This window comes from Geotalea uraniireducens Rf4, assembly GCF_000016745.1.
Classification (GTDB): Bacteria; Desulfobacterota; Desulfuromonadia; order Geobacterales; family Geobacteraceae; genus Geotalea; species Geotalea uraniireducens.
The window spans coordinates 2,530,142-2,545,496 of record NC_009483.1; the positions used below are offsets into that span (position 1 = coordinate 2,530,142).

Genomic DNA, 15,355 nt, shown 5'->3' on the forward strand with positions numbered 1-15,355 from the left:
GGTATGATGAGATGGAAACGGGGAGAGTTCAAAGGGGATTGAAACGGGATGGATTGAGCGCGAATCTCACGAATTGCGGCATTAGCGTTCATCGTTGAAAAAGCATTTGAACACGGATCAAATCTGATTTGTACGGATTTTCACGGATTTAGAAGATCAAGAACAAAAGACCCGAAAGGTTATGACCTGAAACCGGAATATGTCCTTGATTTATTCGTGTAAATCCGTCCAGATCCGTGTCCAACTGCCGTTTTCAGGTTCAACGGCTGACTGCCGTTTTGGATGTTAGCGGCTGTTCTTCAGTAGGGAGGAGGGTTTGCTTATGGTTGCTCATCGTCGCATTTCCTGCTGAGCCGCTTATTGAGAGCCTGGCGGGTTATGCCGAGATAGGACGCGGCTATCCCCTGATTGCCGTTGGCGAGCTGCAAAGCCTGGTCAATGAGAAATACCTCTGCATCTTTCAATGTGGGGAAGTTCCCCTGTTTAACATGAAAAACATCCACAGGAGATGACAAGACAGCTGCGCCACTGGACGGGTGTTTGTTGCCGATGGATTGCTTCATGGCGATCATCGGCATGAAGCAATCCATTGACAACATCCCCTTCTGATGCCTGGTTACGGCATCAAAGACCATCGACTGAAACTCGCGGATATTACCGGGAAAATCATAAGCTGCCAGATAGTGCGCCAGTTCTGGTGGAGGGGTCGGTTTTTTCTTGTTCAAAGCGATTGCCGCGGTTTCCAGGAAGTGATCGAGAAGAAGCGGGATATCTTCAGGACGCTCTCGCAGTGGCGGGATTTGCACCTGGTGGGCTCTGAGACGATAATAGAGGTCTTTTCTGAACGAATGCTCCGTTATCATCTGCTGCAGGTCGCAGTTAGTGGCAAAAACCAGGCGGGCGCCGCTTTTCATCGGAAGATCGGAGCCCAGCCGATAATACTCTTGTTCCTGTAAAAGCCTCAAAAGCTTAATCTGCGAAGCCTCGTTTATATCGCCGATCTCATCGAGGAACAAGGTTCCGTCGCCGGCTTGCAGCAGCAAACCATCACGTTTCTGGTCGGCCCCTGTATATGCCCCTTTTTTGTGGCCGAAAAGTGTATCGGAAAACATCAGATCATCGAGACCAGCCACATTCACAGCAATAAAGGCGCCTTTCCGGCCGCTTAACTCATGCACAGCCCTGGCGACAAGCTCTTTTCCCACGCCGGTTTCGCCGCAGATCAAAACGGGCTGGCCAGTCCCGGCAACGGCTTCCAGATAATGAAATATGCCCCTCATCTTACTGCTCCGGGTAATTATTGCTGCAAAAGCGTCTTCATGTTCCAGTCGGTCGGTAAGGAGATGCTGTTTGAGGGATGAAACCTCGCTGCGCAACGAGTGCATTTCCGCAGCTTTTCTTACGCTCGACACCAACCTGTCCTTCTCCACCGGCTTGACATAATAATCGAAGGCTCCCGCTTTCATACACGCCACAGCCATCTCGATTTCGTTTGCCGCCGTCATGACAATGACCGGTATCTGCGGGAACGAGACGGCAATTTCCTTCAGCAGTTCGTACCCGGAAATAAACGGCATATTCAGATCGAGGACAATAACGGCAACTTCCTGTTTGTTCAAAAACTGCATAACCTGCCGGCTGTCGTTTACAGTCGAAACATTGCTGAAACCGGCACTGCGCAACGTTATGCCGGTACTGAACAATATTTCTTCTTCGTCATCCACAAGAAGAATGGTAAAGGGAATCCCGGCTTTGTTTTTCATTCGCAATACTCCTGTCTGAAAGCAGGTTGATGATTAAGATTGGGAGTTTATAGTGCCAGAGGCAGTTTAACCGTGGCGGTAGTTCCTCTCCCCGGAGCTGACTCGAACTCCAGTGAGCCATTGTGTTCCTTGAGGATCGAGGCAGAGATGGAGAGGCCCAGACCGGTTCCCCCCTGCTCAAGCCTGGTGGTAAAAAACGGTTCGATGGCGCGCTCCAGCACTTTTTTATTCATTCCCTTGCCTTCGTCCCGGACTGTAATAATCAGGCATCCCGAGCCGTCTTCGAATGCCGTCCCGACCCGGACGCCGGCTGATTTATCTGGGAGGGCCTGAAGTGAATTCATGATCAGGTTGATGATTACCTGCTCTATCTGCTGAGCATTACCCTTGGCGGGCGGGAGCTTTTCCGCCAGAGAGAGCTTGAAATTATCGGTAAACTTATGGATGTGATGACTGAGAATCGAAAATGCATCCTGAATGAGCCTGTTGATATCGATACTGCCGTGTACACTGTTGGTATCTTCGCGGGCGAAATCCTTCAGGTTGTTGACAATGGCGTTGATCCGCCGCGAACCTTCGCTGAGACCCAAAAACAGCTTTGGCGCAGCCTCGAGCATTTCCGAAAACGGCAGCCCCCCCAGCGTAAATTCGCCATGCTCTTGATAGTATTCCGACAATATGGGAGTTGCATCATTCCAGGCCTCGGCAAGCAGTGCAGAATTAAATGAAATGAAGTTGTTAGGATTATTTATCTCGTGGGCAATGCCGGAAACCAACATGCCGAGGGAAGTCATCTTGTTGGCATGAATAAGCCGGGCATGGGAAGTTCTCATCGCTTCTTCCATGCGAAGCTTTTCGGTTATATCACGATTGGAGCAATATACCACCTCGACATCCCGTAACCTGATAATCTTTCCCCGCAACGCAACGGTAAACTTGGCGCCATCTTTCCTGATGCATGTCAACCTGTCGATAATAAAGTTTTTAACGCTTTCCTGACGGGGAACAGCCTGTACAAACAGTTGATAGTCGCCCGGTTCGATAAAAGACCACGGTCCCAGACGCTGAAGATCGTCGCGCGAATAACCGTAAAGTGCCTCCGCAGCCGGGTTTGCATCGATAAGTTCAAATGTTTCGCGCTTAAACAGAACAATTGCGTCTTCGTTCTGTTCAAATATCTGGTGAAATCGTTCTTCACTTTCCCGCAGCTTTTCCTCCATCTGCTTACGCTCGGTGATTTTGGTTTTCAAGTTGAAACGAGACATCATCATGCTCCACAAAAGACAAACAAAGAACACTGCCGTATCACATTGCCGAATCAATCCGGAAATAATCCGCGTTTGCCGGCAAGTGTGATACACGGTGGTTATCTACTCACATGAATAAATATAATGGATTGAAGACAGCAACGGAGGGTAATGCAGTTGCCACCCTTAAACAAAGCTATTTTCCAAACTCTTTTTGCATATAAGCCTGCCATTCAACCACCACACCCGGGTAGTCGAGGCTGAAACCGTTCAGCGCTTTTTTGATGGCAGCATCAACAGGCATTCCCTTGCCGAGGTTTACCAGTATCTCCCTCACGTTGTACCAGCCATAGGCGCCGATCATGTAATTCACCATCGAGTAACTCTGCTGATAGGCCAGTGCAGCCTGCCTGTTGTTAAAGGCGCCAAATGACCCCTCCAGGGCAGGAAAAGTGAGATAACCTCGATGCTTTGCCGCTTTCCCGAGCTCGGCCATGGGAGGATTCAATTCCCTGCGCCCCTCATATTCGGCCAATCCTTCATTAAGCCAGGTTGGAACATTCCCCTTGGTCAGCTCATGGATGACCACGTGGGCATATTCATGAAAGAGAATGGCCCTCAGTTGCGGAGTGAGCTCAGTCGCACCGCCGATGGGCAAGCGGATTTTACCGTCATAAAGTCCGCCTGACCAGTCGGGACTTTCGGTCACGTTCCGGTAATCCTTTTTGGTATAGAGAATCACGGGAACGCGTGCCGTAGGGAAATAATCAAGATCCGATCCAACCCGATTATAAGCGCTTTCCAGTATGTCGAGTATCCCGCCGGCCAGGCTGGAAGTAACCTCGGCATCATAGGAAATTTCAAACTTCGAACTGTGCTCCTTGCCCATCCGGGACTCGACCGCCGCTTCCCTGCGGACTTTCTCCACTATTTCACGCACCGCCTTGTTGTTCGGATCCAAAGCCAATGCCTTGTCCCAGCATTCAATCGCAGCGGTAAGCTCACCGGTATCATAGTAAACCCGTCCCAGGTAATAGAGGATGTCGACGGTATCGCCGCTGATCCCACGAACCCGCTCAAATTCATACTTTGCAGCGTCATAGTTTTTCGCCAGATAGAGGGCAATACCACGCATCGTGCCATAGACAACGTTGTCAGGAGCCAATTCTCGGGCATGATCAAAATAGTCCGCAGCCTCCATGTAACGGTTCGCTTCCATCTCCCGCTTGCCGACATACATATAGGTCACAGCCAGATTTTTCCGCAGGGTTTCGTCATAGGGGAAAAAGCTGTACGCTTTTTGCAACTGCTCCAGGGCTTTTTCGTATTCGCCCCGGTTGAAAAGCTCCAGGGCATAATCATTGTGAACAAAGGGATCATTGGCACAGACCGGCAGCGAAGTTAGCAGGGTGAGGAACAATATAAGGAGCGCAGAGAGGGAGATATAATGTGTTTTCTGCATCAGCATGCCTCGCAATTAATTACTGCCCCACAGAGGATCATCGGCGAACTGCAAGCGGATACGCTCTTCAGGATTCTGCGCCAGGAATTCCTCGTCCGTGAATGAAAACCTGAAATCCTCCGCATACTCCAGGAGGATCCCGTAAGCAGCATTTACCAGCCTTATCTGCTCCGGATCGTTTTGCTCTCCCGTATCAGGATGACAAGTCTTCACCAGTTTTCGATGTCTCTTTTTGATCTCCCGTAGGGTAACCCGGCCGGTGAATCCGAATATCTTCAAGGCGTTTTGCAGTTCCTGAAAAGTCATGATCTACTATACCATATTTGCCGGCAGAAATGCTTGCACCTTCGCACCTCTCAACGTTTAACCTGAAAAGCAGTTAACCACTGATGAACATGGATGATATACAGGGGATCGATAAAAAAAAGCCGGGTTGCCCCGGCTTCTCCTAATGTAGCGCCGCCCTGATACGTGCGGCGATCCCTGAAGCATCGAGGCCGTACCTGGCTCGCAACTCCGGCTGCTCTCCCTGTTCGATAAAGCAATCGGGAAAACCAAAGCGCGTCACCGCAACATTATCTAAACCTTCCCCTTCCAAAAGCTCCAGCACTGCCGTGCCGAAGCCCCCTTGCAGGACGTTTTCCTCAATGGTAAAGAGCCTTCCCGTCTTCTCCGCCATGGACAGGATCATCTCCTTGTCAAGCGGCTTAATGAAGCGCATATTGATTACCGCCAGGTTTAGACCTTCGCCGGCAAGTGCTTCGGCGGCTTCAAGGGCGGGATAGACCATCGTACCGACCGCCAGGACGGCGCCGTCGATGCCATCGCGCAAAAGCTCCGCTTTACCAATGGGGATATCCTTGCATATCTGGTCAATGGCCACGCCATAGCCGTTGCCGCGCGGGTAGCGGACAGCTGCCGGGCCGTCATGGTTGATCGCGGTTTGGAGCATGTGCTGCAACTCATTCTCATCCTTGGGCGCCATCAGGGTCATGGCAGGGAGATGACGGAGGTACGACAGGTCGAACACGCCGTGATGGGTCGGGCCATCGCTACCCACAACCCCGGCCCGGTCGATGGCAAACACCACCGGGAGATTCTGCAGGCAGACGTCGTGGAAAACCTGGTCGTAGGCCCGCTGCAAGAAGGAAGAATACACGGCGAAGACCGGCTTGAATCCTTGGCTGGCAAGGCCGGCAGCAAACGTGACGCCGTGTTGTTCGGCAATCCCCACGTCAAAGAAACGTTCAGGATACTTGGCGGCGAAACCGGACAGTCCTGTACCGTCCGGCATGGCTGCTGTTATGGCGACAACCTTGTCGTTGTCTTCAGCGATCTTTTTCATCGCCTCGCCAAATATATAGGTGTATGAGGCAGCCCCGCCCTTTCCTTTCAGCACCTTGCCGGTTGCCACGTCAAAGGGGCCTACCCCGTGAAACAGCGACGGGTTCGCCTCGGCAGGCGCATACCCTTTTCCCTTCTTGGTCAGGACATGGATCAGCACCGCATCGTCAAAACGCTTGACGTTTTCCAGAGTTTCCATCAAAAGCTCGACATTGTGACCGTCGATGGGACCAACGTACTCGAAGCCGAAGGCCTCGAAGAGCATGCCCGGCGTGAAAAGACCCTTGAGAGACTCCTCAGCGCGCTTGGCGACCTGGAGCACGCCGCGTCCGAGCCCATCGAGGTTTTCCAGGAACCCCTCCACATCCTTCTTGATCTTGTGGACGAATTCGTTGGTTATGGTGCGGGAGAGGAAACTGGAGAGCGCCCCCACGTTTTCCGATATGGACATCTCATTGTCGTTGAGGATTACCACCAGGTCCTTGTTCAGGTGCCCGGCATGGTTCAATCCCTCATAGGCAAGACCGCCGGTCATGGAACCGTCGCCGATCACGGCCAGGACCTTGTTGTGCTCCTGCTTCAGGTCACGGGCCAGGGCCATGCCGAGCGCCGCGGAGATGGAGGTGGAGGAATGCCCGACGTCAAAGGCGTCGTGGGGGGATTCTGCACGCTTCGGAAATCCGCTGATCCCTCCCAGGGTGCGCAGGGTTTTAAACGCCTCCCGGCGACCGGTCAAAAGCTTATGGGCATAGGCCTGGTGCCCCACATCCCAGACGATCTTGTCTTTGGGTGAATTAAAGACCCGGTGCAGCGCAATGGTCAGTTCCACCACGCCGAGACTTGGAGCGAGATGCCCGCCGTTGGTCGCGCAGGTGGCGATAATGGTTTCGCGCAACTCTCCGGCAAGGATGGTCAGTTCCTTCAGCGAAAGCTTTTTCAACGCCTCAGGCCCGTCAATTGTATTCAATATGTTTCCCATTACGACTTCCGTTTAACGATATAGGTTGCGATGTCACGGAGCGGATCGGCCCGATGGTCAAAGCCAGCCAACGACTCCAGCGCCATGTCAACCAGTTCCACGGCACGCTTCTTCGACTCTGCAAGGCCCATGACCGCCGGGTAGGTTGCCTTCCCCCGCGCTTCATCACTGCCTGCATCCTTGCCGATCTCTTCGGTGGTCCCTTCGATGTCGAGGATGTCGTCGGCAATCTGGAACGCCAGGCCGATTGCCTCCCCATACGTGGTGAGGGAGGCCAGCCTTGCTTCATCAGCACCGCCGAGTATGGCCCCAGCTTTTACCGATGCCTTGATCAGGGCGCCGGTCTTATGGGTGTGAATATACTGCACCGTTGCCAGATCCATTTCGGCCTTCCCTTCACTCTCCATATCCACGACCTGTCCGCCGACCATGCCGTGAGACCCGGCACAGTGCGATATTTCCTGAATGACCCGTAAAACCGCCTCCGGCGGCAGCGAAGCGCTTGGCTCTACTCTGCTCATGAGGATAAAGGCTTCGGTAAGGAGGGCGTCGCCGGCCAATATGGCGATTGCCTCGCCGAAAACCTTGTGATTAGTGGGATTGCCGCGGCGGAAGTCATCGTCATCCATGGCCGGCAGATCATCATGAATCAACGAATAGGTATGAATCATCTCCATGGCGCAGGCAGCTGGCATTGCCAGAGAAATGTCCCCACCGACCGCATCGCAGGCAGCAAGCATCAGTATCGGCCGAATTCGCTTGCCGCCGGCAAAAACCGAATAACGCATGGATTTATGCAGAGAAAAAGGGAGCTCATCGGCTTTCGGCAAGAAACGATCGAGCGCTTCATCAACCAGGGTACAACGTTCTTTCAAATAGGCTTTCAAGTCCATAATCTATCTCGTTTCACAGTAATATTGGATTGCCGGTTATTCGTCGTCAAGGCGAAACTCTTCCCTGGCAAAACTGCCGTCCTTCTGCTTAAGCAGCAGTTCTACCCGCTTTTCCGCTTCATTCAGTTTCTTTGAACAGAAGGCGGCCTGTTTGACCCCTTCTTCAAAGGCCTTCAGAGAATCCTCTAGGGGGAGCTCGCCACCCTCCAGCTTCTTGACCACCTCTTCGAGCTTTTTCAGTGCTGTCTCAAACTTTTCCACTGCCATAAAGGTACTCTTTCTCCGTCTAAAATAAACCGCTATTATACAGATTAGTTAGTATCAGTCAAGAATTGCATGGCGCGGAATCGATTGATGCGCATATCAAAAAAGCAGTTCACCAGATTCAGGTTTAATCGAGATAAAAAAACCGCCCGTCAGCAATTGCCAATCCGGGCGGCTCTATCATGTGCACGCGACCCTGCTTCCGGAGATCATGCAATCCCCTCGTCCCACCTTAAGATCATCAATCTACTCCAGGTTATCCTCTATCCTGATCAGATTGCTCTTCTCCTTGATGAAATCAAAAGCATCTATCTCTGCCAGTGCCTTTCTCACATCCATTTCTCTGGCTTCATGGGTCATGATAACGATAGGCACGGTCTCGCTTGCGCTTCTCGCCGTCTGCATCATGGACTCGATGCTGATATTGCTGGCGCCCAACGCGCCGGATATTTTCGCCAGCACCCCTGGTCTATCCACCGCATTGAAGCGTATATAATACTTACTGACAATTTCACCCATGGGTTTAATGGTCAGTTTTTTCACCCGGTCATCGAGATAGCCGAGAGGGGCAGAGCGTCGTGAAATGCCTGCCAGCATATTTCGGGCAATGTCCACCACGTCGCCTATGACGGCACTGGCAGTCGGTTCCATACCTGCGCCGCGGCCGTAGAACATCACCGGGCCGACAAAATCACCGGTCAGGCGGATGGCGTTGAATACGCCGTTAACATCGGCAAGGGGATAGTTGACCGGAATCATGGTGGGATGCACCCTGGCTTCGATCCGCTCTCCATCACGCTTGCCTATGGCAAGCAGCTTTATCTTGTAACCGAAATCCCGGGCAAAGTTTATGTCGACTGCGGAGATGGAACTGATCCCCTCGGTGGAAATATCCTTCAAATCCACCCTGGTGCCGAAACAGAGGGAGAGGAGCAGGCAAAGTTTGTGTGCGGTGTCGATACCTTCCACATCAAAGGTCGGGTCTGCTTCGGCATAACCCAGTTCCTGCGCCGTTTGCAAGACTTCGGCGAAATCCACCCCATCCTGCGTCATCTTGCTGAGAATATAGTTGCAGGTGCCGTTGAGTATGCCGAGGACCGTGCTGAAGTTGTTTCCTGCCATATTCCCCTTGATGGCGGAAAGGACCGGAATTCCCCCGCCCACCGCTGCTTCAAAGAGAATTTCAACCCCTTTTTGCGCGGCGGCAGCGTAGATCTCTTCGCCATGGACGGCAAGAAGAGCCTTGTTGGCGGTGATTATGTGCTTGCCGTTGGCAATGGCCTTCAGGACAAAGCTTCTGGCCGGCTCGTAACCACCAATCAGTTCTATGACTATGGAAATCTCCGGGTCGCAGAGGACTTCGTCCACGTTGGTGGTCAGAACCCCCGGCTCAACGCTTACACCGCGATCAGTCGTGATGTCCAGGTCTGCGATTTTCTTTAACGACAGCCTTGCACCCAGCTTTTCTTCCAGGAGAGCGCTGTTTTTTGTCAATAATTTTACAACACCGGCGCCGATGGTGCCGAAACCGAGCAAACCAATCTTTATCTCTTTCATAACACCTCACTTAACGTATCAAAAAAAGGGGTACAACAGGCAAAAACGGTGCTATTCCTTGTCAGGAAGCAACGAGGCAATTTCATCGAGAATCCCGTTGATAAACGCAGGGGAATCATCGGCGCCGAATTTTTTCGCCACCTCTATCGCTTCATTAATGGTAACGTTTTTGGGAATATCCGGTCGATAGAACAACTCGAACACCGCGAGTCGCAAGATGTTCAGATCGACCCTCGCCATCCTTGAAATCGACCAGTTTTTCGATTTTTCCTCAATCCTCTGGTCAATGGCCGCACGGTTGGCAACGACACCGTTAACCAGTTCAGCAGCAAAAGAAAATGACCGGGAATGCGCATCCACAGCCGGCTCGGACCCGTCGCCAAAGTTTTCCATTATCCGTTTAAGAACGGTCGTACCATCCATGACCTCGACGTCCGAAGAGTACAATGCCTGGAGGGCCAGTTCTCGCCCTTCTCTTCTACTGCTCACTACTTTATCCCCTTAAACAGATTTGCCGTTTCAATGGCGGTCACGGCCGAGTCGAAGCCTTTGTTTCCGGCCTTTGTCCCCGCCCTCTCTACCGCCTGCTCAATGGTGTCGGTAGTCAGGACACCGAAGGCCACCGGTACGCCGCTATCGAGCGAAACATGGGCGACACCCTTTGAAACTTCAGCGGCAACATAATCGAAATGGGGGGTAGCACCGCGTATCACTGCACCAAGGCAGATTATGGCATCATACCTGCCGGTTGCCGCCATTTTCTTGGTAGCCAGCGGTATCTCGAATGCCCCCGGAACCCTGGCAACATCGATGTTTTTGTCATCAGCGCCATGACGGATCAGGGCGTCAAGAGCCCCTTCAAGAAGGCGCTCGGAAATGAAGCTGTTGAAGCGGCCAACTACGATCCCGAACCGAAGCCCTTTCGCATCCAGCTTCCCTTCGATAAATTTAGGCATAATCCCTCCCGGTTGATTCGTGTAATGTCATATGTTTTCCAAGAGATGTCCCAGCTTCTCTCTCTTGGTCTTCAGATATTTAATGTTGCTCTTTGACGGCTCGATTTCAATGGGCACCCGTTCAACGATGTTGATCCCGTATCCCTCAAGTCCGACGATCTTTTTGGGGTTGTTGGTCATCAGCCGGATCTGCTTAACCCCGAGGTTGACCAGTATCTGCGCACCGATACCATAATCCCGCAAATCCGCCTTGAAACCGAGCGCCAGATTCGCTTCAACCGTATCCTTTCCCTGATCCTGGAGGGCATATGCCTTCAGCTTGTTGATCAACCCTATACCGCGACCTTCCTGACGCATATAGAGAATGACCCCCGTCCCATCCGACTCTATGATTTCCATGGCGCGGTGCAATTGGTCGGCACAGTCGCAACGTTTGCTGGCAAAGACATCACCGGTCAGGCATTCGGAATGAACCCGTACCAGGACCGGCTCATCGCCACGTATCTCACCTTTGATCAGCGCGAGGTGTTCAAGCTTATCGATATCGTTCTCAAAGGCAATTGCTACGAAATCGCCGAGTTGGCTGGGAAGCTTCACCTCGGCGGCCCGGCGCACCAGTGATTCGTGCTTGAGACGGTACGCAACCAGGTCAGCAATGGTGCAGACTTTGATGCCGTGCTCCTTTGCAAATTTCTTCAGTTCCGGCATGCGGGCCATGCTCCCGTCATCGTTCATGATCTCGCAAATGACGCCTGCATGCTTGAGCCCCGCCAGCCGTGCAAGATCGACCGAGCCTTCAGTCTGACCGGCCCGCACCAGTACCCCGCCTTTTTTTGCCCGGAGGGGGAAAACATGGCCCGGACGGGCCAGGTCGTCGGCAGAGGCGTCGTCAGCCACGGCCGTAAGTATGGTATGGGCCCGGTCGGCAGCGGATATACCGGTAGTAACCCCTTTTTTCGCCTCGATGGAAACTGTAAAGGCGGTGCCGAAGGAAGAGGTGTTGCTGGAGACCATAGGTGGGAGATTGAGAAGGTCGCACTTGTCACCGGTCAAGGTGAGGCAGACAAGACCTCGACCGTATTTGGCCATAAAGTTGATCGCCTCGGGAGTGACCTTTTCCGCCGCCATGGTCAGATCTCCCTCGTTTTCCCGGTCTTCATCATCCACCAGGATCACCATCATCCCCTGTCGAATATCCTCAATAGCGTCTTCTATCCTGGCAACCGTCATACAATAACCTCGTTCCCTGAAAAATATCCGTTTCGTTATTAGTAAAGCAGAACAACACACGCCAAAACAATTAGTCTTTATGTCACATAAAACCGCTTTTTGCAAGAAGTTCCAGCGTGATTCCAGAGCTTTTCGCCTCTCCGCGGCCGGTCAGCAGGCGCTCTACGTATTTGGCAAGTATATCCGTTTCGATATTCACCTGATCGCCGACCTGTCTGTATTTAAGGGTGGTATTCGCCGTCGTGTGCGGAATGATGTTCACGGAAAAACCGTCCTCTGCAACCGCATTTACCGTGAGACTGATGCCGTCGATCGCCACCGACCCCTTGGTTGCAACATACTTAAGGTACTCATGCGCCATGCGGAAGGAAAAGACCGTATTGCCGGAAATCTCCCGACGGTCGCCGATGGTGGCGACACAGTCCACATGTCCCGAGACGATATGACCGTCAAGGCGGCCGGAAAGGGGAAGCGCCCGCTCCAGATTGACCGGGGAGCCGTTTTTCATACTCCGCAAGGCGCTCCGCTCAATGGTTTCCGGCGACACATCAAAACCGAAAGTCCCGGCGCCCTTTTGGGTGACAGTAAGACAGACACCGTTTATGGCAATGGAGTCACCCAATGCGACCTCATCCTGCGGAAAGGCGGCGGCAACAGTCAATATGCCTGCAGCGCCGGTCACTTCGAGCTTGACGACCTTGCCAACCTCTTCAATCAGACCTGTAAACATGCGTTCTCCGGATACCCCTGGACGAGGATATCGCTTCCTATCTTAGTAATGGAAATGTTTTTCAGCGTTATTGCATCGGCCATAAGCTCTACCCCTTTGCCGGAGAATGGGCCTAAACCTTCGCCGCCGACCAATTTCGGCGCATAGAAAAACATGCACTTGTCGATCAACCCGCAACGCAGCGCTTCACCGGCAAGCGCTCCTCCCCCTTCGAGGAGAAGCGACTGCACCCCCAGTCCGCCGAGCTTGACGAACAAATCGTGGAGATCAACGCGGCCATTCTTCTGCCGACAGCGCAGGACGTCGGCACCAGAAGCCGTTATCCGGGCAGCCTGCGCTTCATCGTCGGAAATCGTGGCAATAACCGTTTTAGCAGGGGAGTCGACATGAAGAACCTGCGATGACAGTGGAATTCGCAAGGTGGAGTCGACAATAACGCGCAGCGGGTCCCTGCCGGCGGGAATTCTGGAGGTAAGAAGCGGGTCATCTGCCATGACGGTGCCGACCCCCACCATTATCGCATCAAGCTTTGCTCGAAGTTTGTGAACATATTGCCTTGATTTATCACTGGTTATCCATTTGGAGTCTTTACCGGCTGTGGCTGTTTTCCCGTCCAGCGTCATGGCGCTTTTCAGGATGACAAAAGGAAGGCCGGTGGTCATATGCTTGATGAAAGGCTCGTTCAACGAGCGGCAGTTATCCTCAAGGACGGAAACGACGACCTCAATGCCGGCCGAGCGGAGCATCGAGATCCCCTCGCCGCATACCCTGGGATTGGGATCAACCATGCCGATATGGACCCTGCACACCTTCGCCGCTATGAGTGCATCCGCGCAAGGCGGAGTCTTTCCGAAGTGGGCGCACGGTTCAAGGGTGACATAGACATCGGCGCCCCGGGCCATTTCGCCGGCTTGTCGCAACGCATGGACCTCGGCATGGGGGGTACCGGCCTTTTTATGCCACCCCTCCCCCACAACCGCGCCGTCTTTAACAATCACGCACCCTACCGTCGGGTTCGGCGCAGTTCTGCCAATCCCCCGTTTCGCCAGGACAATGGCGCGTTTCATCATTTTTTCGTGAAAATGTTCCATCGCTGTAATGTTTCAAAAGCAGCCGATTCGGCGCTCCCCGGTTATTTCTTCAACAGATCCTGCAACTCGGACATAAATTCAGTGATATCCTTGAATGACCGGTAAACCGAAGCAAAGCGCACATAAGCGACCTGATCAATGGAATGCAGTTCAGCCATCACCCATTCCCCCAGGGATTTACTCGGTATCTCCTTCTCACCGCTTTCCTGCATCTGTATTTCAAGACGATCAACGAGCCGCTCAATCGTCTCCACGGAAACAGGTCGTTTCTCGCACGCCTTCTGAATACCGGCAACTAGTTTCATCCGGTCAAAAGGTTCGCGCCTGCCGTCCTTTTTGATAACGAGCGGCAATATTTCTTCCACCCGTTCATGGGTTGTAAATCTCTTACCGCAAGATTCACACTCCCGCCGCCTTCTTATGGTAGAACCGCCCTTGTCAGGTCGAGAATCTACTACCTTACTGTCAGCAAAAGCACAGAAAGGACATTTCATAACTCCTCCACTTGAGAGATCTTCTCGGGAAACCTGTCGATAACAACGCCGGACTCCTTGATCATCTCCTCGGCCAGTTGATCCGGATACCCGACTTCATAGACAATTCGTTTTATCCCTGCATTTATCACCATCTTTGAACAGATAATACAAGGCAAGGTCGTACAATAGAGTGTCGAGCCATCAATGGTGGTGCCATGCTTGGCTGCCTGAATTATGGCGTTTTGTTCGGCATGGAGTCCGCGACACAACTCATGGCGCTCGCCAGAGGGGATGTTGAGCTTTTCCCGCAGACACCCCACGTCCAGACAGTGTGATACACCGGATGGAGCGCCGTTATAACCGGTTGCCAGGATATTCTTGTCCTTGACGATTACGGCTCCCACCTGCCTGCGCAGGCAGGTGGAGCGCTTGGCTACGAGGTGGGTTATCTCCATAAAATATTCATCCCAGCTTGGACGGCTCATAACGATCACTCCGCAACAAAATTTACGTCAAGATAACTGATATGTATTGAGAGGTCAAGAATTCCGAGGAGTTGTGCAAATATATAAAAAGCGCCGACTAAGCGGCGCTTTTTATTGTTGCTGCCCGTGTGGCTGTATAACTACCTCAACAATCTAAAGAGATAAATAAAGGTGCCGCCAACGGAAAGGCCCGACAACAATCCCCCGACCTGATTCACCATGATGGAGAAGTTCACCCGGCCGGGATAGTCGACGTTGTGATAGGCGCCGATGCTCTGCATGAACAAGTGCCAGTCACTATCCCAGCAAAATACCTGCAGATAGAGTTCCGATCCCTTCCAGAGCAGGATGCAGACGAACACCGCCCCGAAGGCGATAAATCCTCTGGCTATGTCCGAATCACGGATCTGCAGATAGATCTTGCGGATCATGTCGATGTTGATCAGTGAAAGGAATACCCAGTTGGCATTTTCAATCATCTTGATATTACGGAGGACATTGTAGGTCGGCTCGGGGTTGATGAAGACAAAGACAGCCGATGCCAGGGTCACGGCAAGGGTCCCCAGATAAACAAAGGTTTTACTCCCCCCCGTCTCAAGGGTGCGGCTGAACACGTAGTATTCTTGAAAGCCGTGCGTCATGACCATAATGGCCACGGTGCCGATGATGTAGTGAATAGCCGCCAGTCGCGGATAATCGCTCCACGGCGCCAAAAGATAGGCCTGACTGATGAAGATGAGAAAAAATCCAAGGGAAATACTGGTCCAGATGCGCGCGTTGCCAATGCTGAAGTAAAAACTGATAACCCCGGCAAGAAACCAGAAAATGACCTGGATGACAGATATCGTTGTTAGGTCTGCAAATAATTCCATTATCCC

16 protein-coding genes are annotated in these 15,355 nt (G+C 52.5%); all 16 read right to left on the bottom strand.

The genetic code is table 11. The features are described from left to right. Positions 1–320: 320 nt before the first annotated feature. A complete protein-coding gene (locus GURA_RS11015) occupies positions 321–1,763 on the bottom strand; it encodes a sigma-54-dependent transcriptional regulator (protein WP_011939057.1) in 1,443 nt (480 codons plus the stop codon). 47 nt (positions 1,764–1,810) lie between these two features. Then, positions 1,811–3,013, bottom strand: a complete 1,203-nt coding sequence (locus GURA_RS11020; RefSeq protein WP_198134549.1) for a sensor histidine kinase — start codon at positions 3,011–3,013, stop codon at positions 1,811–1,813. Positions 3,014–3,206: 193 nt separating this feature from the next. Further along, positions 3,207–4,472: a peptidase MA family metallohydrolase gene (locus GURA_RS11025; RefSeq protein ID WP_011939059.1), complete on the bottom strand. Its 1,266-nt coding sequence runs from the start codon at positions 4,470–4,472 to the stop codon at positions 3,207–3,209. A gap of 15 nt (positions 4,473–4,487) precedes the next feature. Continuing rightward, positions 4,488–4,778 (bottom strand): J domain-containing protein, encoded by a 291-nt coding sequence (locus GURA_RS11030; protein WP_011939060.1) that lies wholly within the window; start codon positions 4,776–4,778, stop codon positions 4,488–4,490. A 142-nt stretch (positions 4,779–4,920) separates the two neighbouring features. After that, a complete protein-coding gene (dxs, locus tag GURA_RS11035) occupies positions 4,921–6,795 on the bottom strand; it encodes a 1-deoxy-D-xylulose-5-phosphate synthase (RefSeq protein WP_041245406.1) in 1,875 nt (624 codons plus the stop codon). Continuing rightward, positions 6,795–7,688, bottom strand: coding sequence for a polyprenyl synthetase family protein (locus tag GURA_RS11040; RefSeq protein WP_011939062.1), 894 nt, complete (start codon positions 7,686–7,688; stop codon positions 6,795–6,797). The genes dxs and GURA_RS11040 overlap by 1 nt, the downstream gene beginning before the upstream one ends. 36 nt (positions 7,689–7,724) lie before the next feature. Further along, a complete protein-coding gene (locus GURA_RS11045) occupies positions 7,725–7,955 on the bottom strand; it encodes an exodeoxyribonuclease VII small subunit (RefSeq protein WP_011939063.1) in 231 nt (76 codons plus the stop codon). A 243-nt stretch (positions 7,956–8,198) separates the two neighbouring features. After that, entirely contained in the window at positions 8,199–9,509 is a 1,311-nt protein-coding gene (locus GURA_RS11050; RefSeq protein WP_011939064.1) for a homoserine dehydrogenase, read from the bottom strand. A 51-nt stretch (positions 9,510–9,560) separates the two neighbouring features. Further along, a complete protein-coding gene (gene nusB / locus GURA_RS11055; RefSeq protein WP_011939065.1) occupies positions 9,561–9,998 on the bottom strand; it encodes a transcription antitermination factor NusB in 438 nt (145 codons plus the stop codon). Next, positions 9,998–10,465 carry a 6,7-dimethyl-8-ribityllumazine synthase gene (gene ribH, locus GURA_RS11060; RefSeq protein ID WP_011939066.1) on the bottom strand — a complete coding sequence of 156 codons (468 nt, stop codon included), beginning with the start codon at positions 10,463–10,465 and terminating at the stop codon, positions 9,998–10,000. The genes nusB and ribH overlap by 1 nt, the downstream gene beginning before the upstream one ends. A gap of 27 nt (positions 10,466–10,492) precedes the next feature. Continuing rightward, entirely contained in the window at positions 10,493–11,695 is a 1,203-nt protein-coding gene (locus GURA_RS11065; protein WP_011939067.1) for a bifunctional 3,4-dihydroxy-2-butanone-4-phosphate synthase/GTP cyclohydrolase II, read from the bottom strand. 82 nt (positions 11,696–11,777) lie between these two features. Then, positions 11,778–12,425: a riboflavin synthase gene (locus GURA_RS11070; RefSeq protein ID WP_011939068.1), complete on the bottom strand. Its 648-nt coding sequence runs from the start codon at positions 12,423–12,425 to the stop codon at positions 11,778–11,780. After that, positions 12,410–13,516: a bifunctional diaminohydroxyphosphoribosylaminopyrimidine deaminase/5-amino-6-(5-phosphoribosylamino)uracil reductase RibD gene (gene ribD / locus GURA_RS11075; RefSeq protein ID WP_011939069.1), complete on the bottom strand. Its 1,107-nt coding sequence runs from the start codon at positions 13,514–13,516 to the stop codon at positions 12,410–12,412. Before ribD ends, GURA_RS11070 begins: the two co-directional genes overlap by 16 nt. 41 nt (positions 13,517–13,557) lie before the next feature. Then, positions 13,558–14,010, bottom strand: coding sequence for a transcriptional regulator NrdR (gene nrdR / locus GURA_RS11080; RefSeq protein ID WP_011939070.1), 453 nt, complete (start codon positions 14,008–14,010; stop codon positions 13,558–13,560). Further along, entirely contained in the window at positions 14,007–14,477 is a 471-nt protein-coding gene (locus GURA_RS11085) for a deoxycytidylate deaminase (RefSeq protein ID WP_011939071.1), read from the bottom strand. The genes nrdR and GURA_RS11085 overlap by 4 nt, the downstream gene beginning before the upstream one ends. Positions 14,478–14,617: 140 nt before the next feature. Further along, complete coding sequence (locus GURA_RS11090; protein WP_011939072.1) at positions 14,618–15,349, bottom strand: hypothetical protein; 732 nt, start codon at positions 15,347–15,349, stop codon at positions 14,618–14,620. Positions 15,350–15,355: the final 6 nt, after the last annotated feature.